At 56.9% G+C, this 26934-nt stretch carries 26 protein-coding genes, 3 tRNA genes and 1 pseudogene; 2 read left to right on the top strand and 28 right to left on the bottom strand.

Features of this window, described 5'->3' with window-relative positions; translation table 11 throughout:
• Position 1 precedes the first annotated feature (1 nt).
• From GCWU000341_RS11930 to GCWU000341_RS11890, 8 genes are all read right to left on the bottom strand, one after another.
• Complete coding sequence (locus GCWU000341_RS11930) at positions 2-1234, bottom strand: extracellular solute-binding protein (RefSeq protein ID WP_040654442.1); 1233 nt, start codon at positions 1232-1234, stop codon at positions 2-4.
• A gap of 184 nt (positions 1235-1418) precedes the next feature.
• A tRNA-Gln gene (locus tag GCWU000341_RS11925) sits at positions 1419-1490 on the bottom strand.
• A gap of 77 nt (positions 1491-1567) precedes the next feature.
• Positions 1568-2710 (bottom strand): FAD:protein FMN transferase, encoded by a 1143-nt coding sequence (locus tag GCWU000341_RS11920; protein ID WP_009216316.1) that lies wholly within the window; start codon positions 2708-2710, stop codon positions 1568-1570.
• A gap of 156 nt (positions 2711-2866) precedes the next feature.
• A complete protein-coding gene (locus GCWU000341_RS11915) occupies positions 2867-3961 on the bottom strand; it encodes a YkvI family membrane protein (protein WP_009216315.1) in 1095 nt (364 codons plus the stop codon).
• A 108-nt stretch (positions 3962-4069) separates the two neighbouring features.
• Positions 4070-5392, bottom strand: coding sequence for a glycine reductase complex selenoprotein B (gene grdB / locus GCWU000341_RS11905; RefSeq protein WP_081443206.1), 1323 nt, complete (start codon positions 5390-5392; stop codon positions 4070-4072).
• Between the two features lie 72 nt (positions 5393-5464).
• A complete protein-coding gene (gene grdG, locus GCWU000341_RS11900; protein ID WP_009216312.1) occupies positions 5465-6751 on the bottom strand; it encodes a sarcosine reductase complex component B subunit alpha in 1287 nt (428 codons plus the stop codon).
• Between the two features lie 85 nt (positions 6752-6836).
• Entirely contained in the window at positions 6837-7259 is a 423-nt protein-coding gene (locus tag GCWU000341_RS11895) for a GrdX family protein (RefSeq protein WP_009216311.1), read from the bottom strand.
• A 417-nt stretch (positions 7260-7676) separates the two neighbouring features.
• Positions 7677-8549, bottom strand: a complete 873-nt coding sequence (locus GCWU000341_RS11890) for a LysR family transcriptional regulator (RefSeq protein WP_040654440.1) — start codon at positions 8547-8549, stop codon at positions 7677-7679.
• Between the two features lie 280 nt (positions 8550-8829).
• Between GCWU000341_RS11890 and GCWU000341_RS11885 the strand changes: the two genes are divergently transcribed.
• Together GCWU000341_RS11885 and GCWU000341_RS11880 are read left to right on the top strand one after the other, a co-directional pair.
• On the top strand, positions 8830-9405 hold the full coding sequence (locus tag GCWU000341_RS11885; protein WP_009216306.1) for a DUF3841 domain-containing protein: 576 nt from the start codon (positions 8830-8832) through the stop codon (positions 9403-9405).
• The gene (locus GCWU000341_RS11880; RefSeq protein WP_009216305.1) at positions 9392-9952 is read left to right on the top strand and encodes a DUF3841 domain-containing protein; all 561 of its coding nucleotides are present in this window, start codon (positions 9392-9394) and stop codon (positions 9950-9952) included. The genes GCWU000341_RS11885 and GCWU000341_RS11880 overlap by 14 nt, the downstream gene beginning before the upstream one ends.
• Before the next feature lie 108 nt (positions 9953-10060).
• Here GCWU000341_RS11880 and GCWU000341_RS11875 read toward each other — a convergent pair.
• The 20 genes and pseudogenes from GCWU000341_RS11875 to rsxC form a co-directional block, all read right to left on the bottom strand.
• Positions 10061-10148, bottom strand: a tRNA-Ser gene (locus GCWU000341_RS11875).
• Positions 10149-10175: 27 nt separating this feature from the next.
• A tRNA-Leu gene (locus GCWU000341_RS11870) sits at positions 10176-10260 on the bottom strand.
• Positions 10261-10318: 58 nt separating this feature from the next.
• The gene (locus GCWU000341_RS11865) at positions 10319-11875 is read right to left on the bottom strand and encodes an LCP family glycopolymer transferase (protein ID WP_009216304.1); all 1557 of its coding nucleotides are present in this window, start codon (positions 11873-11875) and stop codon (positions 10319-10321) included.
• A 97-nt stretch (positions 11876-11972) separates the two neighbouring features.
• Positions 11973-13583 (bottom strand): phosphoenolpyruvate carboxykinase (ATP), encoded by a 1611-nt coding sequence (gene pckA / locus GCWU000341_RS11860; RefSeq protein ID WP_009216303.1) that lies wholly within the window; start codon positions 13581-13583, stop codon positions 11973-11975.
• A 315-nt stretch (positions 13584-13898) separates the two neighbouring features.
• Positions 13899-14306, bottom strand: coding sequence for an ATP synthase F1 subunit epsilon (gene atpC / locus GCWU000341_RS11855; RefSeq protein ID WP_009216301.1), 408 nt, complete (start codon positions 14304-14306; stop codon positions 13899-13901).
• Between the two features lie 12 nt (positions 14307-14318).
• Positions 14319-15713, bottom strand: a complete 1395-nt coding sequence (gene atpD, locus GCWU000341_RS11850) for a F0F1 ATP synthase subunit beta (RefSeq protein ID WP_021773092.1) — start codon at positions 15711-15713, stop codon at positions 14319-14321.
• Positions 15714-15739: 26 nt separating this feature from the next.
• On the bottom strand, positions 15740-16624 hold the full coding sequence (gene atpG, locus GCWU000341_RS11845) for an ATP synthase F1 subunit gamma (RefSeq protein ID WP_009216299.1): 885 nt from the start codon (positions 16622-16624) through the stop codon (positions 15740-15742).
• Between the two features lie 12 nt (positions 16625-16636).
• The gene (gene atpA, locus GCWU000341_RS11840; RefSeq protein ID WP_009216298.1) at positions 16637-18178 is read right to left on the bottom strand and encodes a F0F1 ATP synthase subunit alpha; all 1542 of its coding nucleotides are present in this window, start codon (positions 18176-18178) and stop codon (positions 16637-16639) included.
• Positions 18179-18192: 14 nt separating this feature from the next.
• Positions 18193-18732: an ATP synthase F1 subunit delta gene (gene atpH, locus GCWU000341_RS11835; RefSeq protein WP_009216297.1), complete on the bottom strand. Its 540-nt coding sequence runs from the start codon at positions 18730-18732 to the stop codon at positions 18193-18195.
• Positions 18729-19232: a F0F1 ATP synthase subunit B gene (atpF, locus tag GCWU000341_RS11830; RefSeq protein WP_009216296.1), complete on the bottom strand. Its 504-nt coding sequence runs from the start codon at positions 19230-19232 to the stop codon at positions 18729-18731. The genes atpH and atpF overlap by 4 nt, the downstream gene beginning before the upstream one ends.
• A gap of 86 nt (positions 19233-19318) precedes the next feature.
• The gene (atpE, locus tag GCWU000341_RS11825) at positions 19319-19600 is read right to left on the bottom strand and encodes an ATP synthase F0 subunit C (RefSeq protein ID WP_009216295.1); all 282 of its coding nucleotides are present in this window, start codon (positions 19598-19600) and stop codon (positions 19319-19321) included.
• A 78-nt stretch (positions 19601-19678) separates the two neighbouring features.
• Entirely contained in the window at positions 19679-20440 is a 762-nt protein-coding gene (locus GCWU000341_RS11820; RefSeq protein ID WP_009216294.1) for a F0F1 ATP synthase subunit A, read from the bottom strand.
• A gap of 3 nt (positions 20441-20443) precedes the next feature.
• Positions 20444-20878: an ATP synthase subunit I gene (locus GCWU000341_RS11815; protein ID WP_009216293.1), complete on the bottom strand. Its 435-nt coding sequence runs from the start codon at positions 20876-20878 to the stop codon at positions 20444-20446.
• 6 nt (positions 20879-20884) lie between these two features.
• On the bottom strand, positions 20885-21154 hold the full coding sequence (locus GCWU000341_RS11810; RefSeq protein ID WP_009216292.1) for an AtpZ/AtpI family protein: 270 nt from the start codon (positions 21152-21154) through the stop codon (positions 20885-20887).
• Positions 21155-21419: 265 nt separating this feature from the next.
• Positions 21420-22310 carry an RnfABCDGE type electron transport complex subunit B gene (locus GCWU000341_RS11805; RefSeq protein WP_009216291.1) on the bottom strand — a complete coding sequence of 297 codons (891 nt, stop codon included), beginning with the start codon at positions 22308-22310 and terminating at the stop codon, positions 21420-21422.
• Positions 22311-22323: 13 nt separating this feature from the next.
• Complete coding sequence (locus tag GCWU000341_RS11800) at positions 22324-22938, bottom strand: electron transport complex protein RnfA (protein WP_009216290.1); 615 nt, start codon at positions 22936-22938, stop codon at positions 22324-22326.
• Positions 22939-23150: 212 nt separating this feature from the next.
• A pseudogene (gene rsxE / locus GCWU000341_RS11795) lies at positions 23151-23900 on the bottom strand (electron transport complex subunit RsxE); the annotation flags it as partial.
• Positions 23893-24525 (bottom strand): RnfABCDGE type electron transport complex subunit G, encoded by a 633-nt coding sequence (locus GCWU000341_RS11790; RefSeq protein ID WP_009216288.1) that lies wholly within the window; start codon positions 24523-24525, stop codon positions 23893-23895. The gene GCWU000341_RS11790 and the pseudogene rsxE, both read right to left, overlap by 8 nt.
• Positions 24522-25466 (bottom strand): RnfABCDGE type electron transport complex subunit D, encoded by a 945-nt coding sequence (locus tag GCWU000341_RS11785; RefSeq protein ID WP_009216287.1) that lies wholly within the window; start codon positions 25464-25466, stop codon positions 24522-24524. The genes GCWU000341_RS11790 and GCWU000341_RS11785 overlap by 4 nt, the downstream gene beginning before the upstream one ends.
• Positions 25463-26833: an electron transport complex subunit RsxC gene (gene rsxC, locus GCWU000341_RS11780; protein ID WP_040654432.1), complete on the bottom strand. Its 1371-nt coding sequence runs from the start codon at positions 26831-26833 to the stop codon at positions 25463-25465. The genes GCWU000341_RS11785 and rsxC overlap by 4 nt, the downstream gene beginning before the upstream one ends.
• Between the last annotated feature and the right edge of the window lie 101 nt (positions 26834-26934).

Genomic DNA, 26934 nt, shown 5'->3' with positions numbered 1-26934 from the left:
CCTAGATGCCGTCGCTGTTCATCGCCTTATTCATCGCCTCCACCTGCTCCTTCGCATTCTCATGCGTGACGCTTCCGTTCCGGATCCCCTTTCCCATGTTCTCGACCGGGACCCAGCAGTTGCTCATCTTCGGAACGAAGGGCTGCAGGACGGAGGTCTTGTCGAAGGTCTCGGTCTGCGCCGCCACGACGAGGTCTGAGAGGATGTCCTTGTCCTCCAGAAGCTTTTTATTGCACGGGATCACGTTCCGAAGCTCATAGTGCAGCTTCTGCCCCTTCTCTCCTCCGAGATAGACGGCGAGCTTCACGGCGGCCTCCATATTCTTCGCATTCGGGTTCACACCGATCGCCTTGGAGCCGGCATAGGAATACAGCTGCTTCTTCTGCCCGTTCAGAGTATAGGTCGGAAGAGCCGCGGCTCCCATGTTCTCCCCCAGGGCCTCCTTCACATTATTGGCATCCCAGGAGCCGGAGAACATGGCGTGGATGCTTCCATCCCGAAGCCCCGCGATGCCGGAGCCTCCCTCATCCACCTTGAAATTCGGATTCTTCAAAAGGTCGATCAGATAGTTCGTGACCTCCACCGCCTTCTCCCCTCCGAAATCGGCCCCCTTGGACTCGTCCGTACCGTCCCCGAAGAGGCTGCATCCGTTCCCGAAATAAAAGGCCGGGAGATTCCACGAATTGGTGAGCGGGAAGGAAACCGTCCCCTTTGAGAGCATGCTCTCCAGATTTTTCACATCCTCCTCGGTAAACACGGCCTTGTCGTAGTACATGTACCAGGTATTGGTGGTGAAGGGAACGCCGTAGAGCTCACCGTCCAGGGTCAAGGATTTGAGGAGCTCCGGTGTATTTTCCTCCTCGATCTCCTTCCGGTATTTCCCGCCGAATTTGGCGAGAGCCTTGGCATCCGTCATGGTGGTCAGGGTATCATTTGCGAACATAAAGACATCCGCGCTCGCCTCCGGGTCCTGCGATACCTGTGTCGCCGCCGTCGCCTCATCGGCGACGCCGTAGACGAAGGTGATATCCCACTGCGGATTCTCCTCCGCAAAGGAGCGGCACATTTTCTGCAGCCATTCCCCGCTTGCCTTTGACTGATCCTCCGAGGGAGACCAGACCATGAGGCGAACCTTTTCCCGCCCCTCATTGCCCTGCACCGAGCCCCCGCATCCCGTCAATCCCGCGGCAAAAAGACATGCCGCGAGAAAAATTGCACATTTTTTTCTTAGCATCACAACTCCCCCTCTCCTGAGTGGATTTCCGTCCGTTTCGTTAATTTTAATAATATCATTCTCTATTTTATCCGTCAAATAATAAGAGAAACGGAAGAAAGCCGGAAAAGAGACGGAGGGAGAGGGGATTATGAGAAAAAAGAAAAGGAAAAGAAAAAAGTCTCCGGAAAATCCGGAGACCCCGCAGGGCTACATGGATTCGAACCATGAAATGACGGAATCAGAATCCGCTGCCTTACCGTTTGGCTATAGCCCTGAATAAAAAACCGCCTGAGCTTTTCTCAGACTCATAAAGGATACTCGAGGCGGCGGGATTTGTCAAGTATTTTCTCCTCAGTCCGGGAGGAGATATTTCGAAAAGCCCTGCGTCATCGGCTTTTCGCCGTCATTTTCCACCCACATCGCTTCCAGCGCATCCCCCTCCGAGAGGCCGCGGAAATGCTCCTCCCGGATCCTCCGAAGGAGTGCCTCTCCCTCCTCCCGGCTCATGAGAAAAAGCGCGGTGGAGAGCGCATCTGCAAGTCCCGAATCCGCCGTCAGGATCGTGACGCTCCGGTGAAGCTTTCCGGGATAAAGCGTATCCGGATCCACGATATGGTGATACCTCTCGCCGTTCACCATATAATAGCGCTCATAGTCCCCGCTTGTGACGAGGGAGAGCTCCGAAAGCCCCGTCGTAAGCGCATACCTCTCCCCTTCTCCGCTGTCGATGTAAAAGGGGCTCTCCACAGGGCAGATCCACTTCTCCCCATCCGGCTTCCGGCCGATCGCCTTCAGATTCCCCCCGATATTGAGAAGAAAGCTCTTCGCGCCGAGCTCTGCGGCCCTTTCTCCCGCCCTCTGTACGGCGTAGCCCTTTGCGATTCCGCCGACATCGAGGCTCATCTTCGGATCCATGAGAGCGACCGTGGAGGCGTCCTCATCGATCACAATATCCTCGATCCGGCAGTGCTTCGACGCTTCTAAGAGCACGTCCTCCTCCGGAAGGGAGGCATGCTCCGGATCCGCGATCCCCTCCTCCCTCTTCTCATGCCAGAGAGAGAGAACCGCGCCGTAGGCGATATTGACCTTCCCCCCCGTGAGGCGATAGATTTCCTTCCCGAATTTCAGGAGCTCGATGATCCGGCCGTCCACCTTCACGGGACCCTGCCCCGCTCTCTCATTTACGGTCTTCAGATTCACTACGCCCTCGTAATCGTCATAGATATCGAAGAGCGCATGGCAGTCGCGGAGCTCCTTATGCACCGCCTCCGCCTTCTCCTGAAAGCTCTTCTCGTCCCTGTCATAGCCTGTCAGCACAGAAACCGTGTCGAAGACATCCATAAACTGCGACTGAAAGCGCTGAAGAGAAGGAGTGCTCCTCCCGCATCCGGGGAGAAGGACGAGCAGAGAAAGGCAGAGAAAAAAGCGGAGAAAAAGAGAGAAAAAGGCCCCCCTCTTCCTTCGGGGAGCCAGATATTTCACGGAATCTTTCACAGAAAATCCTCCTTGGAAAAGGCCCTCCTCACATTTTCATTCCTTGCCCCTGAGGAGATGTCTTAAGGTCTGCCGTCCGTTCCCGGACGGCAAACCTTTCTTTTATGAAGGATTATGATTCCACACTGCCTTTACTGTCAAGAGAAAGTTTCCGGATCAGATCTTTTTGCTGCTCATCCTGCTTCGGATATCATAGACCAGCATGAAGGCGATCAGGAGAAATCCCAGATAACCGTTCATCCCATAGAGGATATTGACAAGTCCCTTATAGGGGAGGAAGCAGGCGATAATGCATCCGACAGCTCCTCCTATGACAGTCAGGAGCTTGTACTTCTTCGTGCCCTCCGTCGCCACTCTTCCCACGCCGGTCCAAAGCAGCGGCACGGAAGTCGTATAGATTCCGCAGAAGATGATGACAGCGAGTGCCTGGGCGAGAAGCGGCGAGACTCTGGCCGCGAGGACCAGGGCCGGAATATCCGCGGTGGCCGTCATATCAATATGCATAATCAGCGCGACGCTCGCGAGAACCGCGGTCCCCATGATGAAAACGGTGGAGAGAAGCATGCCCGCGTTGACCTCAGAGAGCTTGTTCTTCGCTCCGACCTCCGAGAGGAAGGAGGCAAACCAGAGGATTACGAAGCCCCCGTAGGAAGCACCCGATGCGAAGGGATTTCCCCCTCCGACCTGGGCAAGCTCATATTTCCCCGCGTCCACCGCCTGCAGATTCTCCTGGAAATTCCCGCCTCCCGTAAAAAGAGAAGCCGCGGAGACCACGATGATGATGACGATGATGAGCGGCCCCAGCTTCCCGAGAGCATTCAGAATCCCGTCGAGACCGAAGATTGCGGTGGCGATGACAGCAATGGTCAGAATCACGGCGCCCACGCCGTTTGGAAGTCCCCACTGCTGCGAGGCCGTGGAATTGGCTCCGCCGCACATGACGATAAAGCACATATAGCAGAAGAATGCCGAAAAATAGTCGTAAAAGCTCCCGATATACTTTCCGCAGTAATGCTTATAGATGTCACCGCCCCTCTGGATCTGAAGCCGGGAGCCGTTGGTTGCGAAGGAGAGATTCGTGTAAATATAAATTACAGAGATTACGGCGATCACGATCGGAAGCTGGGAGCCATAGGAGGCCTCGTACTGCATGACCTCCTGCATGGTCGCAAAGCCCGCGCCGATGTAAAACGCGATACAGGCCCCGCAGAATCCGATAATCGCCATTAAATTTCGTTTTTTCCCGTCCATGTCATCCCTTTCCTGTCCCGGAGAGGATTCCGGGGTCCACGGGGCGGTCGGAACGCACTCTTCCCCGCTGATCCCTCAGAGGGGAAGAGTGCGATATATTGCCCCCCTTTAAAAATCTTCCTCGAAGACTGTCTGCTCCTCGACCGGGACTGTCAGCGTCTTCAGCGCACGCCTCACAAGCCCTTCCCGGATCTCATAGCTCTTCTTCTCTCCGAGAGTCGGATTTCCCAGCGGATAGGGGATGCCGATAGCCGGGACAATCCGGTTCGCACCGATCGTGAGAGAGATCGGGACAACCGTACACACATGCACAACCGGGATTCCTGCGCGATCAATTTCCTTAACCATAGATGCACCGCATCTAGTACAGGTTCCTCACGTACTTACCATCAAAACCGCGTCGACTCCGTCCTCCTTTAAGAGCGGGATATACTCCTCCGCAAAGCGCTTCGAGGAATTGGTCGCCGTACCGGTTCCGGTGGTGGTGATGAAGTAGTCCGTGAGCTTTCCGATCACACCTTCCTTCTCCAGCTTCCGGAGCGCATCGACCGGGATGCACAGGTCCGGATCCTCCGTGATGAAGGCCCGGTCGTAGCCTCCGTGGATCGTCATGAAATCCTTCTTGTCCGCGTGATCCATGCCCGCGATCGAGTACTTGCCCCACTTCGTCGCGGAGGAGGACTCGATATGGTCCGGGTTCCCCTGGGGCACGACGCCGCCGGAGGTGATGAGCGCGATCTTCGCCTTCGAAAGATCCTTAAGAGGCGGAGCCGGAGCCACATGATCGATGACCGGCATCGGATAATCCGTATAGGTCTCCTCTCCCTTTATTTTCCGGACGAGAAGCTCCACCGCTCTCTCCGATCCCCGGCGCTCATTGAAGTAGTTGACACGGATCCCCTTCTCAAGGTATCCCTCCTCCTTCGGTCCGAGCACTTCCTCGCCGTTTACAAGCTTTTTCAGAAGCTTCGCCATCTTCGGCGCCGCATTCCGCATATCCGCGGAGGAATCCTTCGTCTCGATGATGTATATGTCCTTCCGGAACATGTCGACGCCCGGGTTCTCCCGGTACATTCCGCTCACGACCGGGATCGAGAGCGCATCCTGCACGGCCTTCGCCATCGTGCCGCAGGCCACGCCGTAGCGCCCCGCATTGAAGGCAGGTCCCGCCACGAAGGCATCCGGGCTGAGGGGACGGATGAGTTCGAGAATCTCATCCACCACGCCGCTCTCGATATGAGAGCCAAAGTAGTTGTCACCGCAGATCACCGTCGCGACGATCTGGAAATCCTCCCCCAGCTCCTTCTGAAGGGCGAGTCCGGGTCCGATCGCTCCCTCTCTCAGCTCCGGGGCGATGTCCGCCTTCTCCTCGCCGCCGATACCGGCGAAGAACTGGTTGATATAATGAACTATTTTTTTGCCATATTCTATCTCCTTCCTCTCAAAAGTTCCGAAAAGTCCCGGGGCGCGCTTTTCCGGCCCGCCCGGCCCCGCGGCACTTCCTTAATACCCTCTCGCGCAGAGCTTGTTGAAGCCGTTCGCGATGGTAGAGGCGATGATGATCTGAATCTCCGCGTCGAAGCTTCCGTCCTCGTTCTTGCATCCGACCCAGCCGCCGATCTGCATCTCGATAAAGTCCTGCGTGCCGATGAGCCGATCCATCGCCGGGAAGTGGATGACCACATTTCCGTTTCCGCAGGAGATCATGGTATCCGCCTCCTTGCACACGTCCGCGAGGGAATAGGACTTTCCGTCTCTCCCGGGGAATTCGTCGGTGATGATAACGACCTTCGTCCCGCGCTGCGTCGTCTTCTTGCAGTTCATCATGAGATCGGTATCCGGATTGCCGTAGCCCTCCTCCGTGAGGAGCACTCCCTCGAGCCCCAGATACTCGCAGAGCTTCGAGGTCATATCGGAATGTCTCTCCTTATCCATCAGGAAGACATTCTCGTTGGTCAGGATCACACCCATGAAGTTCACGGTCTTTCCGTGCTGCCGGAAGAGATCCTCGATGACCGGATTATGAAGGTGATGGTAGGTCGTCACCTTGTCACAGGGCGCCACGCAGTTTCCGGAGATGATGGCTCCGTCGAAAATCTCCTCCGGATACATGATGGTCGGCACGATCTGCTTCGCGTCCACACCGTAGTAGTAGGTATCGTGGAGGAGTCCCTGGCTCTGCAGCATGTGGATATATCCGACTCTCGGAAGATCCGGATACTGCGCTGCCTGCTCCAGGAGCGGCTTTGTCTCGAAGACCTCGGTCTCATCCGGCGTCTGATCCTTCAGAGCCTTCGCGAGATAGGTCGCAGCGCTGAGTCCCGCCATGCGGCCCGCGCTCTCATAGACATGGGTCTCCAGACCCTCCTTCGGCTCGATCACGACACAGACATTCTGCGTCTTCGAGAAGGGGCAGTACTCCGCCGCAGGCCCGCTCATGTCGATGACTCCCTCCTGGAAGCCCACGATCTTTCCGACCGTGACGACGCAGAGGCCGTCCATGCAGTAGGTCTTTCCGTGTCCGACCTCCGTGACCTTTCCCATGACACCGGGGAAGACCACGCCCGGGCCCTCAACCTTGAGTCGGGGCTCGATGACGTCCTTCACCGGCGTGATGCGGACAGACTCCCCGGGATGGGCGAGCTCCACATGGCAGTCGATCAGACGATCATCCCGGAGCACCAGCTCCCGAAGCTCATCCGCATTGACATAGAGAACGCCGGAGCGAATCTCCGTCTTCTCTCCGAATTTCACATCGTGGATATGGATTTTTCCCAGTTCAAGCTTCATACATTAAAAACCCTCCTTGGCTTTCAAGAAACTGTTTCCATGGTTCCTCTATATCTATAACCCCGGCTGGGTTAAAGAACGGATTTTATTGATGATTCAGTATCATCTGGTGGAGAAGCGAGCTGTTCAGAGCGGATTCGATGACCGAAAGGTCAACCGTCTGAAAATCCCGGAGCGCCTTCTCCGTCCAGCGCGGTGCCTGCATCCCCCTGGTAAACTTGTCCACGGCCGCGATGGCCGCCTCGATCAGCTCGATCTCCCGCTCCTCGGACTCCGCGGCTCTCCCCTTCGAGAGAAAGACCGTCTTATAGGGACACTGATTCGGCTTCAGATTGCTCGCCTGGGGATGCGTCATCAGATGCCAGCCCCGGTGGATCAGATCCCTCGCCCGGACGAGGACGTCCCGGAAGCTGTCCTCCTCATGGTAGGAAAGCTCAATGTCCCGGTCCTCCCGGTATTTCTCCGCCGCCATCGGATTATTGCTGAGAAGCAGATAGATTTTCTCCATCCCCGTCCTCCTTATTGATATTCTCTATAAATCTATGTATCTATTCTAATGCATGAAAAGTTGAATAGGAAGTTGGGATTTTTCAATGCTGACTTGAGAAATTTTCATGATACATAATTTTATGCTGATATAGAATTGTAAAAAAACACAAATTAAGCAAGGGAGATCCTCCTTGGAAATAGCGGCAAAGTCAGACTCCATTCCATAGGCTTCGGATTGCTTGCCGGATAATTACAAATCCCGGTCCTTTAGAAGGATATCCAGCACCTGCCTCGGTGTAACAATAAAAGCTTCTCCGGAAAATGCTTTATGTTTCCTGTCACCGGATAAGCATCTTCTTCTTTGTTTCCAGTTTCCGGCGCTCTAAAAGGCCCCGTCCGAATGGCCGGGACCTTCTCTTCAAACTGATCCGAATATTTAAAGCTTTGGGATGATTTCCTTCGCGTAGCTGATAAAACGCTGCGCCGCCGGAGAACTGCGGTTCAAATCGCTGACCGCGATCCCCAGCTTGATATACTGCGGAGGATCCAGAGGGAGAAGGCAGAGATGGTTGAGTCTTCCCTTCGTAATGAGCTCATTCATGATGAGAACTCCGAGCCCCTGCTCTACCAGGCCCATCGCGGAATAATTCTGGATCGTTGAGATAGTGCTGTGGATTTTCAGATCCCGGGATCGAAGCAGGTTCTCAACGTCGAGATCTGCCCCGTAAGCCGGCATGATAAGCGTCTCCTTCTCCAGCTCCCGCAGGGAGATAGAGGAGCGGGACGCAAGAGGGTGAGAGCAGGAGACCGCCACCACCATGGGATCCCTCTTCAAAAAAATCCAGTGGTAGGGGAGGGAGGGCTGATGGCTGAAAAACGCGAGATCCGCCCGGTTTTCCCTGAGATAGGAGTCCAGATCCTGCCAGACCCCCTCCATGATCTCGATCCGGATCCCCGGATAATCCGCGTGAAAGCGCGATATCACGGAGGGAAGCCACTGACAGGCGATGCTTGCGTAGGATGCGATCCTGAGCTCCCCGCTGCTGAGGCCATGGATCTCCGATACCATTTGACGAAACTGCTCCTCAAAGCTGCACTGCGCCCGGAGAATCGGGATCAGTCTCTCCGCATTCCTGGTCGGAGTGACGCCGCTCTTTGTCCGGATCAGGAGAGGAAAGCCCACCTCCGATTCGAGTGCCATCATCATATGACTGATCGCAGAGGGTGTATAATCAAACTGCGCGGCCGCATTGGCCAGACTGCCGGAATCCACCGCATGTAAAAAGACCTTCGCCTTTATGATATCCAAAGCATCACCTCTCGATCCGCCGTCAAAGCCGAAGAATATGATTAAGCGCCTGCGCGCTGTTTTTCCGTCTGCCGCCCCGGCATTTTGTACGATCAATCCCCCGCATTGCTCCGCGAAACAGAATCCTCAGCCCTGTGAGACGAAAAGACGAGGGAGCTATCCGTTAAAAGTATAGCATAGATTCCCTCTTTGCATAAGGGTCCGCTCTCCTGTATAATCATGGCAATTTCAAGGAGAAGCAGGCAGATTTTCGCAGAAGACAGGGAGGAAAAGAGCTAAGATGAAAGGGATGGCGCGGGAGGGGAAGCTCCGGGTCTGGACCAGGCAGCATGAAAATGTCTGGAAGCTCCTGGAGGAGAAGGGGCGCTACACGGCAAAGCGCTCCTGCATCGCCCTGGATATGCCGGAATTTTCCGATATCCTGCTGAGAGCCTACGACTGGCTTGTGAAAAACAGCCCGGCCGCTTCCGAGAAGCCCCGGGACGCGGACTATCCGATCTGGCTCTCCTTCGATGAAGACACGGTCATGCTCTCGGGAGAGAAGGAGCTTGTGCTGGAGCTCGAAGTCGAACGCAGTCTCATCACACCGATCCATATCATAAAATGGGGAGAAATCCTGAACTACTCCTATCTTCCAGAGAATGCGGAGGACGAAAGACGGCATCGGGAGCTTCTCCGCCTCCGCGGGATTGACGACGCAAGAGCTGTCATGACGCAATTCTACCCGGAGATCCGAAGAGAGATCATGGAGAGCTGGAAGCGCCTCTTCGATGAGGAAATCCTCTTCGGAAGCCGTCTGTACTATGGAAATATATGGGAAATCCGGAGGGAGTGGGTCAAAAATGTACGAAATTGAACTCTACAGCTCCCAGACAGAGCAGGTCCTTTCGATTCTGGAGCGGGACGGCGTCTGTTACTCCCGGGCGGAATATGTCAGAAAAAAATATGGAGAGAGCGCGGGAATCTTTCTCCTCGCCTACGGCTCCTTCGTCCGGGAGGCGGAAAAGCTCCTGCAAAAGCCGGAAAAAGCGGAGTATCCCTATTGGGCCTTTCCCGACCCGAGGAGTGTCGATCTTTCGGGAGGAGGAGTCCTGAGCCGCCTCCGCGTTCCTGTCAGCGAAGTCCTCTTCTTCGACGCATGGGACTGGTACAAGGTCCTCCGTCTCTCCTATATCGGAGAGAACGAGGAGGAGGAAAAGGAATTTGCCCGGGAGCTCTCCCTCAGGGGGCTCGACAGCAATAAGGTCATGCTGAGCTCCTTCTACCCGGAGTGGAAGGAGCGGATCCTGAAAAGCTGGTCCCGGCTCTTCCGCTTTGACCAATTGATCCGCTCCGGCGACTACAGCTGTGTCCACAGCGTACAGGCCGCTCTTTGGATGCTGAAAAAAGAGTGGCTCCGATAGACCCGTCCGGAAGAAAAGGATCGGATAGCTATCCACGGAAAAAGGCACAGCTAGAGGATACAGCTGTGCCTTTCCGCCGCAGATCTAAGTGCTTTCCAAAATTATTCACGGAGATGCAGGGATTTGAACCCTGGCGCCGCTCACACGGCCTAAAGCATTTCGAGTGCCTCCCCTTCAGCCTCTTGGGTACATCTCCATCCTCTTCGAAGGTCTCCCTCCGAGCTGCCGGCAACCGGGATCGAACCGGTATGGGATTAAGTCCCGCAGGATTTTAAGTCCTGTGCGTCTGCCTGTTCCGCCATGCCGGCAATCCGGCTCCCACAGATCGCCGCAACGGAAAAATCATACTAAAAAGCGGGATCTTTGTCAAGGCGTATCCGACTGTGCGGACTGCTCCTGCTTCTTCGCATAGGCCGCGCCGGGTCCGGCGGCGTCATCCCCGGGATCCTCCGCGGAAACCTCTCCCTTCTGCGCGTCGCCCCCGGACTTTTCCCCTTCCTTCCGCGAAGCTCCGCTCTCCTTCCTCTCCTCCTCGCTCTTTTGCTCTTTACTCTCCGCACTCTTTTGCGCCGTGCTTTCTGTCTCTCTCTCCGCTTCTCCGCCCTTTCTCTCTTCCGTCTCCTTCTTTTCCGAAGAGGCAGCCGTTTCCTTAGAAGGCGCCGTCTCCTTCTTCTTCGGCTTCTTCCCCGTCTGTCCGTTCTCCCCGGCTGCTGTCTCCGCCTTTTGCTTTTTCTTCCCGCCTTTTTGATCCTTCTTTCGGATACTGCCTCCGCCGGTTCCCGCTTCCTCAGCATCCTGCCCCGCCTTGGTCAATCCGCTCACCTTCCCAATGTGCGCACTGATCTCCTCCACGGCGGCGGACGGCTTGTAGTCATCCACACCGTAGAGCATTTTGTGGAGCTCTGTGACATTGGAGCTCAGGGTCGTCGGGACGACGCAGTCCAGCTTTCCGATGTTCTTCGTCTCCCGGGAGAAGGGGAAGCCCCGGGTCTCCGCAAGCTGATAGCTCTTCGCCCGCACGGCGAGAGCGCTGATCTCTCCGATTCCCATACTGGTGGAAATCTCCGGGAAGACGGAGCGGGCGACATTGATGAGGACGGCGGGGTTCGCCTTCTTCGCCTTATCCATAGCAAGGCTTAGGACCTTTCTCTGCCTCGCGGTCCGGTTAAAGTCCGTATCCATCAGGCGAAGCCTGCCGTAGGCCACAGCCTGCACGCCGTCCAGGTGGTTCATCCCCGCGTGCTCCAGCTGAACGGATCCGATCCCGGTCGATTCCACGGTCTCCGTGATAAAGGCATTGATATAAAAGAATTCCGCATCGCTGATCTCGAGATCCACCCCGCCGAGTGCATTGATCGCCTTTGCCACCGCGGCCCAGTTGAAGCTCACATAGTCGTCGATCGAGAGATCCAGATTTTTTTCCAGAGCCTCCAGCGCCTGCTTGTGTCCTCCCTTGAAGAAGGCCTCGTTGAGCTTATGGTATTCCTTCTCCCCGATCATCGCGTAGGTATCCCGGAAGACAGAGACGAGCTCTATCCGCCCGCTCCTCCTGTCGAGGCTCGCCACCATGATGACATCCGAAAGCGCTCCCGCTTCCAGCTTCCCATCCCGGGAATCCACACCGAAAACCGCGAGCGTCCAGTAGCGCTTTCCGAAGTAGGGAGAGAGAAAGCTCCAGGCGAGATAGGAGAGAAGGAGACAGAGAAACAGGAGGAGAAGCGGCTTTAACGCTCTCCCCCTCCTCTTCCCTCTCCCCCGCCCCGGCGCAGCGGGGCGGGAATGAGAGGAATAGGGTCGACGCGGAGGATCCTCCGAAAAATCTCCCCCGCGTTCCGGCTCCTCCATGCGCAGCCTTTCACTCTCCTCATGCCTCGCGGAGGGCGCCGTTCGGCGTCTCCGCTCCCCGCTCTCTTCTCTTTTCATCCCCAAGCTTCCTCAAAAAGGCCTGCCGCCCCCGCCCGCTTTCCAGGGAAAGAGGCGGGACGGCGGAAATATTTTTTATTTTCCGAAGGATCGGATTCTAGCGCGCCTCCTTCGGTCCGGCGGAAAGCAGTGCCCTTCCGGCCTCGCTGCTCTCGTATTTTCTGAAGTTTTTCACAAATCTCCCCGCGAGGTCGAGCGCCTTTTTCTCCCACTCGGAGGCATCCCGGTAGGTATCTCTCGGATCCAGAATCCCGGAATCCACCCCCGGAAGGGACGTCGGAACCTCAAAATCGAAGTAGGGAATCCTCTTCGTCTCCGCCTTCAGGACCTCCCCGTTCAGGATCGCATCGATGATTCCCCTGGTATCCCGGATGGAAATCCTCTTTCCGGAGCCATTCCAGCCGGTGTTCACAAGATAGGCCTTCGCGCCGCTCTTTTTCATCCTCTTCACAAGCTCCTCCGCATATTTCGTCGGGGGAAGCTCCAAAAAGGCCTGGCCGAAGCAGGCGGAGAAGGTCGGGGTCGGCTCCGTGATGCCGCGCTCTGTGCCGGCGAGCTTCGCGGTAAAGCCGGAGAGGAAATAATACTGCGTCTGCTCCGGGCTCAGGATGGAGACCGGCGGCAGCACGCCGAAGGCATCCGCGGAGAGAAAGATCACATTCTCCGCGGCCGGGGCCATGGATACCGGCCGGACGATCTTCTCGATGTGCTCGATCGGATAGGAAACCCGGGTATTCTCCGTCACGGACTTGTCCGCAAAGTCGATCCTGCCCTCTTTGTCCAGCGTGACATTCTCGAGGAGCGCATTTCTGCGGATCGCCCGGTAGATATCCGGCTCGGACTCCTTGTCGAGGTTTATGACCTTCGCATAGCAGCCGCCCTCAAAGTTAAAGATGCCCTTGTCGTCCCAGCCGTGCTCATCATCTCCGATCAAAAGACGCTTCGGATCCGTGGAGAGGGTCGTCTTGCCCGTCCCGGAGAGACCGAAGAAGATCGCAGTATGCTTTCCGTCCAGGTCCGTGTTCGCGGAGCAGTGCATGGATGCGACGCCCTTCAGAGGCAGGTAGTAGTTCATCATGGAGAAGATGCCCTTCTTCATTTCCCCGCCGTACCAAGTATTGATGATGATCTGCTCCCGGCTCGAGATATTGAAAAGGACCGCGGTCTCGGAGTTCAGGCCGAGCTCCCGATAATTTTCAAGCTTCGCCTTAGAGGCATTGTAGACGACGAAGTCCGGCTTGAAATTCTTAAGCTCCTCCTCCGTCGGATTGATGAACATATTCGTGACGAAGTGAGCCTGCCAGGCGACCTCCATGATGAAGCGGACCGCCATCCGGGTCTCCTTGCTGGCACCGCAGAAGGCGTCCACGACGAAGAGTCTCTTTCCGGAAAGCTCCCTCTGCGCAAGAGCCTTCGCACTCCTCCAGGCCTCCTCCGTCGCCGGATGGTTGTCGTTTGGATAGCCCTCGCTGGTCCACCAGACCGTGTCCTTCGAGTTCTCGTCCATCACGATAAACTTATCCTTGGGAGAGCGCCCCGTGTAGATGCCGGTCATGACATTCACCGCGCCGAGCTCACTCAGCTGCCCCTTCTCAAAGCCCTCGAGTCCCTCCTTCGTCTCCTCCTCGAAGAGCATTTCATAGGAGGGATTATAGACAATCTCCGTCGTATCCTTTATGCCATAGCTTCCAAGATCAATCTTTGCCATTCCCTAACCTCTTTTCCCTGATCCGCTGTGCTCCGCCCCGCCAGAGCGCGGGAGAGCGCGCCTGCTGCCAACTGTCTTTGAAAAAAAACATTTTTTTCTCTACTATTATACATAGAAAGTCCGGATTGTCATCAGCGAATTTAAAAATTGTCAGAAAATTCACAAATCATGATCCCCGCGGCTTTTCTCTTTTCCCCATCCAATAAAGCGCCCCTGCGGGTGATCCTTTTCGCATGGATCCGCCTGAGCGGGACTGTTCCCGCGAAAAAGGACTGCGCCGGGTCCTCCCGCCGCAGTCCGTATTTTAAGCATCGTCTATCTCGCCCCGGCGGTCTGGAGGCGGATCAGAGCGCGGTAGAGCTTCGCCTGCGCCCTCAGTCTGGCCTCCTCAGAGAGCCGCTCCTCCCGGAGCCTTTCCTCCGCCTTCCGCTTCGCCTCCTTCGCTCTTTCCACGTCGATCTCATCGCTCCACTCCCAGGTGGACGGGAGAAGATGACAGCGTTTGTCCATCACGGACAGCATGCCGCCGATACAGGCGCCATGTCTCTCCGTCCCGTCCGGGAGGATCAGCTTCGCCGTCCCCATGCCGACCGCTGTGCAGTAATTCGTATGTCCCGCGAGGATCGCCACATCTCCTGCGATGGAGCGAAGCGTCACCCGCTCCACCTCATCCTCGAATTTCAGACCGTCGATCGAGACGATCTCCAAATGGAAGTTCGCCATCCTGCTCTCCTCCTACTGCTTCTTTGCCTTCTCGAAGACCTCGTCGATCCCTCCCACGAGGAGAAATGCGCTCTCCGGCAGGGAGTCGCATTCACCGCCGAGAATCATCTTAAAGCCGCGGAGCGTCTCCTTCAGAGGGACGTATTTTCCGGGAAGTCCCGTAAACTGTTCCGCGACAGAGAAGCTCTGGGAGAGGAAATTCTGGATCTTTCTCGCGCGGTAAACGGTGATCTTGTCCTCCTCGGACAGCTCGTCCATACCCATGATCGCGATGATGTCCTGGAGCTCCTTATAGCGCTGCAGGACCTGCTGTACCGCTCTTGCGATCTCGTAGTGCTCCTGTCCCACGACCTCCGGCGTCAGGATGCGGCTCGTGGAATCCAGCGGATCCACAGCCGGGTAGATTCCCTTGCTGGCGATGTCTCTGGAGAGAACGGTGGTCGCATCGAGGTGGGTGAAGGTCGTCGCCGGGGCCGGGTCCGTCAGATCGTCCGCCGGGACATAGACCGCCTGGACCGAGGTGATGGAGCCCTTCTTCGTCGAGGTGATCCTCTCCTGCAGGGCTCCCATATCCGTCGCGAGGGTGGGTTGATATCCCACCGCGGACGGCATACGCCCGAGCAGAGCGGAAACCTCGGAGCCCGCCTGCGTGAATCGGAAAATATTATCGATGAAGAGAAGCACATCCTGATTTCTCTCATCGCGGAAATACTCCGCCATGGTCAGGCCGGAGAGACCGACCCTCATTCTGGCCCCGGGCGGCTCGTTCATCTGCCCGTAAACCAGGGCGGTCTTATCCAGGACGCCGCTCTCCTTCATCTCTCCATAGAGATCATTTCCCTCACGGGTGCGCTCTCCGACTCCCGTAAAGACGGAGATGCCGCCATGCGCCGTGGCGACATTGTGGATCAGCTCCATGATGAGAACGGTCTTTCCGACTCCCGCTCCCCCGAAGAGGCCGATCTTTCCCCCCTTTGCGTAGGGGCAGATCAGGTCCACGACCTTGATTCCGGTCTCCAGAATCTCCGTCGCCGGAGTCTGGTCCTCAAAGGAAGGAGCCGGACGGTGGATCGCCCAGCGCTCCTCCGTCTTTGGCGCCGGCTTCTCATCGACCGGCTCTCCCAGGAGGTTGAAGATTCTCCCGAGGCAGGCATCCCCGACCGGCACGGTGATGGGCCCGCCGCAGTCCCTCGCCTCCATGCCCCGCACGAGGCCATCGGTAGAACTCATGGCAATACAGCGCACCACATCGTCCCCGATCTGCTGAGCGACCTCAGCGATGAGCTTCCCGCCGTCGTGGCTGATCTCAATCGCGTTGAGAAGCGACGGCAGCTGCCCTTCCTCGAAGCGGATATCGAGCACAGCGCCCATAATCTGTATTACCTTGCCTATATGCTGCTCACTCATGTATCGCTCTCCTTGTTCCCGCCCTATCACTGTCCCTCGGCGCCCGCGACGATCTCCGTGATCTCCTGGGTGATCGACGCCTGACGCGCGCGGTTGTAATAGAGACTCAGTTTATCAATCATTTCTCCGGCATTGTCCGTCGCCGCCTCCATCGCGCTTCTCCTCGCAGCCAGCTCACTCGCCTCAGAGCTCGCAATCGCGCTGTAGAGGAGCCCGGAGAGATACTCCGGAACAATCGCGTTAAAGACCTCTTCGGCGCTCGGCTCATAGAGAATCAGATTCTGAGCAATCTTCTCCTCCTTCCCCTCCCTCCCGCAGATCACGCAGGCGTCCTCCCGGAAGTCCGAGAGCGGGAGAAGACTGGTGGAGCCGGCTTTCTGACTCATCATGGACAGAAATTCCGTATAGATCAGCGCGATATGTCCGAAACTTTTCTCGCGGTAGCGCTCACAGAGAAGCTTCGCGATGGCATAGCAGTCGGATACCCTTAAGGCAGAGACCAGATCATATTGCTCCGTCACGATCGGGAAGCTCTTCTGTCTCGCATACTCCAAGCTCTTCTTTCCGAGCGGAAGCACAGAGAAGCGCTTTCCCGCACTTTCCTCCTCCAGAAAACGAAAGAGATTCGCATTATAGCCGCCTGCCATGCCGCGGTCTCCCGCGATGACGATATAGCAGTAGCTGTCCTCTCCGTTTTCCCTGGTATAGGGGGAGGTGAAATCATAGTTTCCAAGCGCAATATTGCAGAGCGTCTGGCGGAGAATCCGGAAATAGGGCTTGCTTCTGTCTGCCCTCTCCTTTGCTTTTCTGAGCTTCGAGGAGGCCACAAGCTCCATCGCCTTCGTGATCTGCATCGTATTCTGTATGCTTTTGATCCGGAGTTTGACTGACTTCATATTCGCAGCAGCCATCTCTGTCCCCCCTTACTTCGCGTCCCGCTCAGCGGCCTTTCTCGCCGTAAAGTCCTCCGTGAAACGGAGAAGAGCAGCCTTGAGTCTCTTCTCGCTCTCCTCCTCGAGCTTTCCGCTCTTTCGGATCTCCTCCATGGCATAGAGCCCGTCGGCATCCGAATCGAGGTAGGAGAAGAGCTCCTCTTCATAGTCATGGATATCTCTGACTTCGACAGAGCTGAGAACATCCTTTACCACGGCATAGAGGATCGCGACCTGCTTCTCCACCGAAACCGGAGAGGACTTGCCCTGCTTCAGAACCTCCACGATCCGCTCTCCCTGCGCAAGACGCGCCTTGGTGTCCGCGTCGAGATCGGAGCCAAACTGCGCGAAGCTCTGAAGCTCCCGGTACTGGGAGTAAACGAGCTTCAGGGTACCCGCGACCTTTTTCATCGCCTTGATCTGCGCGTTTCCTCCCACACGGGAGACGGAGATGCCGGGATTTACGGCCGGCATGATGCCGCTGTGGAAGAGCTCGGTCTCCAGAAAGATCTGTCCGTCCGTGATGGAAATGACATTGGTCGGAATATAGGCGGAGACATCGCCCGCCTGTGTCTCGATGATCGGAAGCGCCGTGAGGCTCCCTCCCCCCATCTCCTCGGAAAGCTTCGCCGCTCTCTCCAGCAGTCTGGAGTGCAGATAGAAGACATCTCCGGGATAGGCCTCTCTCCCGGGCGGTCTCCGGATCAGAAGGGAGATCGCACGGTAGGCGACCGCGTGCTTCGAGAGGTCATCGTAGATAATCAGGACATGCTTCCCCTGATTCATGAAGTACTCCCCCATCGCGCAACCCGAGTAGGGGGCGATGTACTGAAGCGGGCTCGGCTCGGAGGCCGTCGCCGCAACGACGATGGAATAATCCATCGCCCCCGCCTCCTTCAGCTCGTTCACAAGAGCGGTCACGGTCGATCTCTTCTGACCGATGGCCACGTAGATGCAGAGGACGTCCTTCCCCTTCTGATTTATGATGGTATCGATCGCAATCGTCGTCTTTCCGGTCTGACGGTCCCCGATGATCAGCTCTCTCTGCCCTCTTCCGATCGGAATCATGGAGTCAATGGCCTTGATGCCGGTCTGGAGCGGCTCCTTGACAGGCTGCCGCTTGATGATGCCGGGGGCGGGACTCTCCACCGCGCGGAACTCACTGCTCTCGATCGGGCCCGCTCCATCGATCGGCTGTCCAATCGCATTGACGACGCGGCCGATCATGGCCTCTCCCACGGGCACCGAGACCACTCTTCCGGTGCGCTTTGCGGTCTGTCCCTCCTGGATCCCGACGTCCGAGCCGAAAAGCACTGCGGACACGCTGGTCTCCTCCAGGTTCTGCGCCATACCATAAGTGCCGTCCTGAAACTCCAGAAGCTCCCCCGACATGCAGTTCGTCAGGCCGCTGACCCTCGCGATCCCGTCTCCGACGGTCAGGACCGTTCCGGTCTCATTCTGGATGATGGCATTCTCATAATATTTGATCTGACTTCGGATGACCTCCGAAATCTTTTCTGGCTTTAATTCCATTCTATGCCCATCCTTTACAATACGTATTCATCAAGCTTCTTACGGATCGCGGAGAGTCGGCCCAATACCGTGCCGTCCAGTCTCTTTCCGTCGATCTCGACGAGAAGTCCTCCGAGAAGGGAAGAATCCAGCTTCTCCGTAAGCTCCACCTCTTTCCCACTTCGCTCTCTCAGGCGGGAGAGGAGCTCTCTCCTCTCCTCCTCCGTGAGAGCCACGGCGCTGAAAACCGTCGCCTCCAGTATTCCGTGATCCCGGTTGTAGGCGTTTTTGAATGTTCTCTCCGCACCGCTGTAGGAGCTCAGAAGGCCCCTCTCCACGAGAAGCTTCAGGAAATTCAGAAAATAGGGCTCAATGCTGCCGCGAAAGGCCTTGTCCAGAAGGGAAAGCCTCTCCAGCTTCGGCAAAGAGGGCTCAGAGAGAAGACGGATATAGTCCGGATTCTCCGAAAAAAGCTTCCCCACCGTCCGCATCTCCGAGAGTATTCTCTGATCCAGCCCCTCCTCGCGGGAGAGCTCGTAGAGGCTTTTGCCGTAGAGCTCCGCCGCGTTTTTCATGAGGCCTCCTCCACGTTCTTCAGGAAGTCCTCGATCAGGCTTCGGTGATCCTTTTCATCGATCTCCTTCTCCACGACCTTTCCGGCGATGTCCATCGCGATGCCGCCGATCTCGCCCTTCAGCTCATTCAGCGCCTTTCTCCGCTCCTGCCGGATATCCTGATCCGCCTTCGTCTTCAGATTCTTTGCCTGCTCCTCCGCCGCGCGAAGCAGCTGCTCAGAGCGGGATTCCGCGTCCTTTTTCGCCCTGTCAATGATGGAGGACGCCTCCGCTCTCGCATTCGCCATATTCTTCTCGTACTCCGAGCGGACGCTTTCCGCCTCCTCACGGGCTTTTTCCGCGGCCCGGATATCCTGATCCGCCTTCTCCTGCCGCTTTCTGATCACCTCCTGCACCGGCTTGAACAAAAAGCGCTTGATGAGATAGAGCTGAAGAAAAAGATTCAGAATCGTCGCGATGAAGGTCCAGGGTACAATGGTTACTAATTGCTGAGTTTCCATTTACTGCCTCCGAAATAAGTGTATAAGTCTCCGCCAAGCGGGCAAATGCCGGGCAAGCCTGCCTGCACGAGCATCGGGACGGACGTTTATTTCAGGAAGTTCATGAACATTCCCGGCGCAACGAAGATCAGAAGAAGTCCGGTGACAAAGCCGTAGATACCGGTGGTCTCCGCGATTGCGCAGCCGAGCAGCATCGTGCTCGTGACATCACCCTTGCACTCCGGCTGCCGTCCGATCGCCTCCAGTGCCTTCGCGACGGCGTTTCCTTCTCCGATACCGGGTCCGATACCGGCGATCAATGCGCATCCCGCTCCGATTCCACAGCCGCCAAGTGCAATTCCTCTCGCAAGAAACTGAAAATCTGTCATTTTATTTTCCTCCTAAACCTGTCTGCCGGTGCTTCCGGCATGGACGTTTCTGTAGTAAGTATAACTCTCCTGTCCTTCCTAGCCCTCCGCCGCGTTCGCGATATACATGATCGTGAGCATGGTGAAGATAAAGGCCTGCATGATGCCGGAGAACCAGTCGAAGTAGAACGAAAGGATCGCCGGAAGCCCCACATCCAGGATCGGAATCTGAGAGAGGAGCTGCCCCGCCGCGCCGGGGATCAGGTGAAGAATCGCGGAGGAAGCCAGGGCGAGAGCCGCGTAGATGAGGCCGTTGATGACAACTCCCGAAAGGATATTCCCGAAATGACGGCAGGCCATGCTGATGGGTGTCGCGATCTCGGAGAGAATGTTAAACGGAGTCATCACAAAGATCGGCGTCGTAAAGCCCTTCAGGTAGCCGAGGACGCCGCCCGCCTTGATCTTGTTCGCCGTAATCATGATAAAGACGACGACGGCCCAGGCCGCCTCCACGGAGAGATCCGCCGTGGGACTTCTGAGGCCGGTCAAGCTGATCAGATTCGAGACGACGCTTGTGGAAAAAAGAGCCGCGACAAAGGGGATCATGCGGTCAAAGCGCTTTCCCCCCGTATTGCTCCGCACCAGATTCGTCGCGGTCTCCACAAGAAGCTCCGCCACCGCCTGGCGCTTTCCGATCTTTTCCACCTTGAGATTTCTCGTCAGGAATATGCAAAGCCCGGTGATGATCGCCATGACGAGCCAGGAGACCAGAATGGTCTCTGTGATCAGGATATCCCCGAGAACGGGGATGCCCGTCGGGATGCGGAAGAAAATTTTCGCACCCGAGATATCAAAGTTCATAAATTACTTCTCACCTCCCTCTGTCTCTTCCGTCCTCTTTCTCCCCGAGAAAATCCCCCGGAGCCGGATCAGCGTCCCCGGAAAGAGGAGGGGCAGGATCGCCGCCACCGGCTGAAAAGGCGGGGCAACGAGCGCCAGGATGATCCAAAGAAGCTGCATGAGATTCCGGTTTCGGTAGGAAAGACGCATCTTCTGATAGGCGTCCTCCTCCTTCTCCGTATTCACGATGCTCTGGACCGTCATCCCCATCATAAAGAAATTGAGGACGGAAACTGCCGTGCCGAGCGCTGCGCTGAGCGGTACCCGATAGTCAAAGGGGATCCTCTCCGGAAAACAGCGGTGAAGAAGGAAAAAGACGGCGAGCATCAAAAGCATCATTAGGATACTGCCCCGCGCAACTCTCCCGCTCTCCTCCTTTACTGTCTTTTGTACCTTCATCTCTCCCTATCCCCGATGCTGATTGAATGCCGCTGTCTCCCGCTTCTTTTTCTCCTCTTCCTCCCGCTTCATGATCGAGCGAAAGAGCTTCCACGCCGTCATAAAGGAGCCGCCGAGCCCGAAGAAAAACCCCGGGATATAGACCCACTCTCCGAGAGAGAAGCGAAGGCTCAGCTGCTGACACAGAAAAAGGCATAAAAGAAGCGGCATCGCGAGAGAAAGACCCAGCTGCGTAAGGATGGAGATATTCCGATAGATACTTGACCATTTGCGCATACTGAAGCTCCCCCCCGCGGCGCCGTCCGGCTTTCGCTGTTAAAGATGCCGAAAAAGCTAAGATTTCACAGACTTCCAAAATGCCGCTACAAACTCAGATTCTACCGCAGCGAGGGGGATAAATCAAGGTTTGGAATAGGGCAATTTGTCGTAAAAAGCCGGGAAAACGACTGTTCCTCCGGCTTTTTATTTATTGCATTTTACGATAAATCTTTTCCCGGCGCCCCCCGCCGGATTTCAAGAACAGCCGCGAAACGTACAAAGCTTATTGTGCTCCCCCCTCCGCTGCCTTGACCGCATCTTTTTTGGGAGGCGGCGGAGCTGCTGCCGCAGGCTTTGGCTTTACGGGCCTCTTCCCGGTGATCGCCCCCGTCGGGCACTTCTGAGCGCAGATTCCGCAGTCGGTGCACTTTTCATTCATAACCGCGAGATTATCCGTGACGTGAATCGCGTCAAAGGGACAGTTTTTCTCGCAGAGCCCGCAGGCGATGCAGCCGATGGAACAGGCGCTTCGCACATCCTTTCCCTTCAGGAGATTTTTGCAGGCGACGAGGCGCTTCTTCTTATAGGGTACAAGGGCGATGAGCTTCTTCGGACAGGCCTTGATGCAGGCGCCGCAGGCGGTGCACTTCTCCTTATCGACGACGGCAACACCGTTTATCACGTGGATCGCGTCGAACTGACAGGCCTTCACGCAGGAGCCGTAGCCCGCGCAGGAGTAGGGGCATTCCTTCTCCGAGCCGTTCGGAACGACGGCGAGATCCGAGCAGTCCGCGATGCCGCTGTAATGATAGCTCTGCTTCGCCTTATCACAGGAGCCCTGGCAGTGGACAAAGGCCACCTGCTTCACCTGATCGAGGTCCCCCGCCTCTGTCCCCATAATTTCGGCGATCCTCTTAGCAGTGGGGGCGCCCCCCACCGGGCACTGCGTGACCGGAGCCTCCCCCTTCGCGATTGCCTTCGCGCAGCCGTCGCAGCCCGGAAAGCCGCAGGCTCCGCAGTTATTTCCGGGGAGTGCCGCTCTCACCAGGGCCTCCCTCTCATCGACCTCGACCTTGAACTTCTCCGAGGCCACTCCCAGAAAGAGACCGAGGATGAGCCCGGTCGCGCCCACGAGGAGAGCGGCGACCAGGACAAATGTCGTGATATTTTCCATAATCCTTCCCTCCTTAAATCATACCGCTGAAGCCGAAAAAGGCGATCGCCATGAGGCTTGCGGTGATGAGCACGATCGGGGAGCCCTGAAAGGCATGGGGAATCCCGTCATTGTCCGCGATGATATTTTCACGGATCCCGGCCATAAGAAGAAGGGCCAGAGCGAAGCCGACGGAGATCCCGATCCCATAGACCAGGCACTCGATGAAATTATAGCCATAGGTCACATTGTTCAGCGCGACGCCGAGCACCGCGCAGTTTGTCGTGATGAGCGGAAGGTAGACGCCGAGCGACTCATAGAGAGAGGGGATATTTTTCTTCAGGAACATCTCCACAAACTGGACCAAAGCCGCGATCACGAGGATGAAGACGATCGTGTTCAGAAACTCCAGCCCGTCCTTCAGCCCAAGCGCCCTGCAGAGCGGCCCCGAGGCCTTCAGGAAGAGGATATAGATCGCATGGGTGACAACGGAGGCAATCGCGATGACGAAAATCACGGCTCCCCCCATTCCCTTCGAGGACTCCGTCTTCTTCGAGACGCCGAGGAAGGGGCAGATTCCCAGGAACTGGGAAAGCACCACATTGCTGACCAGAGAATATTTGATTGCTATCAGTAAAAGCCCCAGCATCCTTATCCCTCCCTTCCGATCGGACTCTCCTTAAGATCAGAGCCCTTATCCGCGCTGTCTGCCTGCTGCTTCCCGCCGTCCTTATTCTCCGGCTGTTTACTCTCCTCCTTCTCGCTTCCTTCTGCCTGCGCTTCGGAGGAGCTCTCCGCCTTCCGGCTCCCGGGTCTTAAACGGGAGCGCCCCGCGGGCTTCTGTACTTCCTCCTTCGCGCCCTCCGAAGCAGGGACAGCGGCGCTTTCCTTCTTCTGGGAGGCCGGCTTCTCCTCTGCCTTAGGCTTCGCAGCGCTCTTAGGCTCCCTGCTCTCACAGGAGGCAAAGCAGCCCATGCAGTTTCCTGCGCAGACAAAGTCCGCCGGAGCGTCCCCGTTTGTCGCAGAGGGGAGCTTTAGCTTGTTCTGAATCGCCGTGAGCACCGCGAGCACCAGGAAGGCGCCGGGCGCAAGGACAAAGATGTTGATGCTGAAGGCCTCCGGGATCAGGCGGAAATTAAAGATCGTTCCGGCGCCGATGATTTCCCGGACCGCTCCGATCACCGTGAGCGCGAGGGTAAAGCCGATTCCCATCCCAAGACCGTCCATGAAGGAGAGCATCGGCTCATGGGAGAGCGCATAGGCCTCCGCCCTCCCGAGGATGATGCAGTTCACTACGATCAGCGGGATATAGATGCCGAGCGCCTCATAGAGCCAGGGCACATAGGCCTGGATCAAAAGCTGAACGATCGTAACGAGTGAGGCCACTACGACAATCTCTCCGGGGAGCCGCATCCGATCCGGTATGATCTTCCGGAGCACCGAGATCAAAAGGTTGGAAAACATCAAGACCGCGGTCGTGGACAGACCCATGCCGAGTCCGTTCAGAGCGCTGGTCGTCGTCGCAAGTGTCGGACACATGCCGAGCATGATGACGAAGGTCGGATTTTCCTTTACGATGCCGTTATAAATCCTTTCCGTATATTTATCCATTCTTCCCGCCTCCTCCCTGCTCCAGGACATAGTCCCCGATAAACTGTGTCGCGGCGTTTACCGTATTCGTGACAGCGGTGCTCGTGATCGTGGCCCCGGAGATCGCATCGATCTCATTCTCCCCGGCGCCTCCGCCCTTCTTCACGGAAAGCTTCGTGCCCTTTCCCGCGAACTGCTTATAGAATTCCGGCTCCGTGGCCTTCTGCCCGAGCCCCGCCGTCTCCGGAAGCGTCTCCGGAAAGGAGATCCCGGAGACCTTCAGGTCCGGGCTCACTCCGACGACCACGATGACATTCCCTCCGTAGCCGGCCGCCTGCCCTTTCACGATATAGCCGATCGCCTCTCCTCCCGCGTCTTTTGCGGCGACAGCGGAGAGAAGCTCCGCCCCGCCGTTGTCCGCAGAGATCGTTCCGTCCGTTTTCGCTTTTTCAAGAGCGTCCGCCAGGCTCTCCTCATCGTAGCTCTCCGCGTCCATCACCTTGTGGTAGGACTCGATCGTGGACGCCATATTCGCCTCATAGATTCTCTGCTTCGTGAGGCCGTAAACTCCGCCGAGGAGAAGTCCGGAGACCAGGGTGATGGCAGTCAGGACGATTGCGTCCTTGACAAAGGAATCCTTCTTCATGACTTCTCTCCCTCCCTTCCGAAAGCCTTCGGAATCGTTTTTTCATTGATCACGGGCACAAGGATATTCGTCAGGATAATCGCGTAGGACACGCCCTCGGCGGAGCCGCCGAAGAGGCGGAAGAGCCCGGTGAGAAGCCCGAGGATCAGCGCGAAGATGATCTGACCCTTCGGCGTGATCGGCCCCGTGACATAATCGGTCGCCATGAAGAAGGCCCCGAAGATCAGGCCTCCCCCGAGGATTTCCGCGAGCACATAATGGAGGTCAAAGCCTCTTCCCCCGAAGAGAAGCGTGAACAGCGCGACGGTCCCGATATAGATGAGCGGAATCTTTGGGGAGATCACTCTTCTCAGTATGAGATAGAGCGCCCCGATCAGGAGGCAGAGCTTCGAGACCTCGCCGATCGTCCCCGGGATCTGCCCCAGGAAAAGAGTGCGAAGGCTCTGCACCGCCGCGGGATCCGCCTTCATCAGGGCGAGCGGCGTCGCGGAGGAGACCGCATCCGCCCCGACTCCCCGGAACTTCGTCATCGGTCCCGCAAAGGAGATCAGGAGAAAGCAGCGGGCCGCAAGGGCCGGATTCATGAAGTTTCTTCCCAGACCGCCGTAGAGCTGCTTTACGACGAGGATCGCGAAGACCGCCCCGACCACCGGCATCCAAAGCGGGATATCCGGCGGACAGTTCAGGGCGAGGATCAGCCCCGTGACCGCGGCGGACCAGTCCTTCACCGTGTTCGGGAACTTCATGCACAGCTCATAGAGATACTCCGTAAGAACTGCGGCCGCAGTGGTGAAGACGATGACGAGGGCGGCGTTTAAGCCCCACTGCATCACGCCGTAGATCGCGGTCGGCAGCATGGCGATCACGACATCCCGCATGATCTCCGCGGTGCTGATCCTGTCTCTTATATGAGGATTCGCAGAGAGATTCAGCATTTTCATTTCTTTTCCCCCTCTTTCTTCCCTTCCGCTTCCCGCGCCTTCATGGCAGCAGCTCTCCGCTCCGCATTCACCCTTCGCTTCATTTCCTTAAAGCCCTGTGTCAGGGGGCGCTTCGCCGGACAGACATAGGAGCAGCATCCGCACTCGATGCATTCCATCCCATATAGCTTCGTAAAACGGGCGGTATCTTTTCTTAAAGCCGACTGCATCATGAGAGTCGGCATCAAATTCTCCGGACAGGCGGAGACGCATCTCCCGCAGTTGATGCAGGCTGTCGTCGGCTCCGCGGAGACCGGATCCTTCAAAAAGGCCAGGATGGAGCTTGAATTTTTCACAAGCGGCACATCGAGCTTAAAGAGAGGAACCCCCATCATGGGGCCGCCGGAGATGACCTTCTCCGGATCCTCCTTAAAGCCCCCCGCGGCATCGATAATCTCCTGATAGCTTATGCCGAGCGGCACCCGGAAATTCCCGGGCTTCACCACCGCGTCCCCCGTCACCGTGAGTATCCTCCGGACGAGCGGCATGGATTCGCAGACCGCGTCGTAGATCGCGATCACGGTGTCCACATTGTCTACCACCACTCCCGCGTCCGCGGGGAGCATGGAGGAGTTGATTTTCCGCCCTGTCGCCGCGTAGATGAGCTGCCGCTCTCCCCCCTGGGGATATCTCGTTCGGAGGGACAGGACCTCCATCCTGTCCTCCGACTTCACAAGCTCCGACAGCTTCCTGATCGCCTCCGGCTTGTTGTCCTCGATGCAGATCTTCCCCGCCGCATTCGGAAAGAGGCGGAGCAGCACGCGAAGACCGCCGATCAGGCGCTCCGGATACTCCAGCATATCCCGGTAGTCCGAGCACAGATACGGCTCGCACTCCGCGCCGTTTACAAGAAAATAGTCGATCTTCTCCGGCTCCTTCGGAGAGAGCTTCACCGCAGTCGGAAATCCCGCTCCCCCAAGCCCCACGATCCCCGCATCCCTCACAATGGAGACAATCTCCTCTCTGCTGAGAGATTTGTAATCGCGCTTCTCCCCGAAGCCCGGAATCTTCTCGTCGTTCTGGTCGCTCTCAATGAGGATGGACTCCGCCATGACACCGCCCGGCGTCAGTCTCTTCTCAATCGCCTTCACGCTCCCCGAGACGGAGCTTATGACCGGCGCGGAAATGAATCCGCCGGCCTCCGCTATCGTCTGTCCGACCAGAACCTTGTCCCCCTTTTGCACCACGGGCTTTGCGGGCGCGCCGATATGCTGGGACAAGGGATAGACCATGGTCCCCTTCGGCCTGATTTCCCGGATCGCCTCCCCCATCGCGAGCTCCTTGCCGTCGTAGGGGTGGACTCCGCCCTTGAAAGTGGAAATACCCATCTTTGATACCTCCCAAATATGATTCCGCAGACTCTTTTTATCATTATAGATGAGAAAAATTCTTCCGACAAGCAAAGAAAGAACCATGCATTGGATTTAGT

It is taken from the genome of Oribacterium sp. oral taxon 078 str. F0262 (assembly GCF_000160135.1).
In the GTDB taxonomy this organism is placed as follows: Bacteria; Bacillota; Clostridia; order Lachnospirales; family Lachnospiraceae; genus Oribacterium.
Note: the sequence above shows the minus strand (reverse complement) of the source record. Positions and strands in the feature narration are given on the sequence as shown.

Bases quoted from the DNA above. Each gene is read 5' to 3' on its own strand.
- GCWU000341_RS11930 (WP_040654442.1), bottom strand. From the start codon at position 1,234: ATGCTAAGAAAAAAATGTGCAATTTTTCTCGCGGCATGTCTTTTTGCC.
- GCWU000341_RS11915 (WP_009216315.1), bottom strand. From the start codon at position 3,961: ATGGACGGGAAAAAACGAAATTTAATGGCGATTATCGGATTCTGCGGG.
- grdG (WP_009216312.1), bottom strand. From the start codon at position 6,751: ATGAAGCTTGAACTGGGAAAAATCCATATCCACGATGTGAAATTCGGA.
- GCWU000341_RS11895 (WP_009216311.1), bottom strand. From the start codon at position 7,259: ATGGAGAAAATCTATCTGCTTCTCAGCAATAATCCGATGGCGGCGGAG.
- GCWU000341_RS11885 (WP_009216306.1), top strand. From the start codon at position 8,830: ATGAAAGGGATGGCGCGGGAGGGGAAGCTCCGGGTCTGGACCAGGCAG.
- GCWU000341_RS11880 (WP_009216305.1), top strand. From the start codon at position 9,392: ATGTACGAAATTGAACTCTACAGCTCCCAGACAGAGCAGGTCCTTTCG.
- GCWU000341_RS11865 (WP_009216304.1), bottom strand. From the start codon at position 11,875: ATGAAAAGAGAAGAGAGCGGGGAGCGGAGACGCCGAACGGCGCCCTCC.
- pckA (WP_009216303.1), bottom strand. From the start codon at position 13,583: ATGGCAAAGATTGATCTTGGAAGCTATGGCATAAAGGATACGACGGAG.
- atpC (WP_009216301.1), bottom strand. From the start codon at position 14,306: ATGGCGAACTTCCATTTGGAGATCGTCTCGATCGACGGTCTGAAATTC.
- atpD (WP_021773092.1), bottom strand. From the start codon at position 15,713: ATGAGTGAGCAGCATATAGGCAAGGTAATACAGATTATGGGCGCTGTG.
- atpG (WP_009216299.1), bottom strand. From the start codon at position 16,624: ATGGCTGCTGCGAATATGAAGTCAGTCAAACTCCGGATCAAAAGCATA.
- atpA (WP_009216298.1), bottom strand. From the start codon at position 18,178: ATGGAATTAAAGCCAGAAAAGATTTCGGAGGTCATCCGAAGTCAGATC.
- atpH (WP_009216297.1), bottom strand. From the start codon at position 18,732: ATGAAAAACGCGGCGGAGCTCTACGGCAAAAGCCTCTACGAGCTCTCC.
- atpF (WP_009216296.1), bottom strand. From the start codon at position 19,232: ATGGAAACTCAGCAATTAGTAACCATTGTACCCTGGACCTTCATCGCG.
- atpE (WP_009216295.1), bottom strand. From the start codon at position 19,600: ATGACAGATTTTCAGTTTCTTGCGAGAGGAATTGCACTTGGCGGCTGT.
- GCWU000341_RS11820 (WP_009216294.1), bottom strand. From the start codon at position 20,440: ATGAACTTTGATATCTCGGGTGCGAAAATTTTCTTCCGCATCCCGACG.
- GCWU000341_RS11815 (WP_009216293.1), bottom strand. From the start codon at position 20,878: ATGAAGGTACAAAAGACAGTAAAGGAGGAGAGCGGGAGAGTTGCGCGG.
- GCWU000341_RS11810 (WP_009216292.1), bottom strand. From the start codon at position 21,154: ATGCGCAAATGGTCAAGTATCTATCGGAATATCTCCATCCTTACGCAG.
- GCWU000341_RS11805 (WP_009216291.1), bottom strand. From the start codon at position 22,310: ATGGAAAATATCACGACATTTGTCCTGGTCGCCGCTCTCCTCGTGGGC.
- GCWU000341_RS11800 (WP_009216290.1), bottom strand. From the start codon at position 22,938: ATGCTGGGGCTTTTACTGATAGCAATCAAATATTCTCTGGTCAGCAAT.
- GCWU000341_RS11790 (WP_009216288.1), bottom strand. From the start codon at position 24,525: ATGAAGAAGGATTCCTTTGTCAAGGACGCAATCGTCCTGACTGCCATC.
- GCWU000341_RS11785 (WP_009216287.1), bottom strand. From the start codon at position 25,466: ATGAAAATGCTGAATCTCTCTGCGAATCCTCATATAAGAGACAGGATC.
- rsxC (WP_040654432.1), bottom strand. From the start codon at position 26,833: ATGGGTATTTCCACTTTCAAGGGCGGAGTCCACCCCTACGACGGCAAG.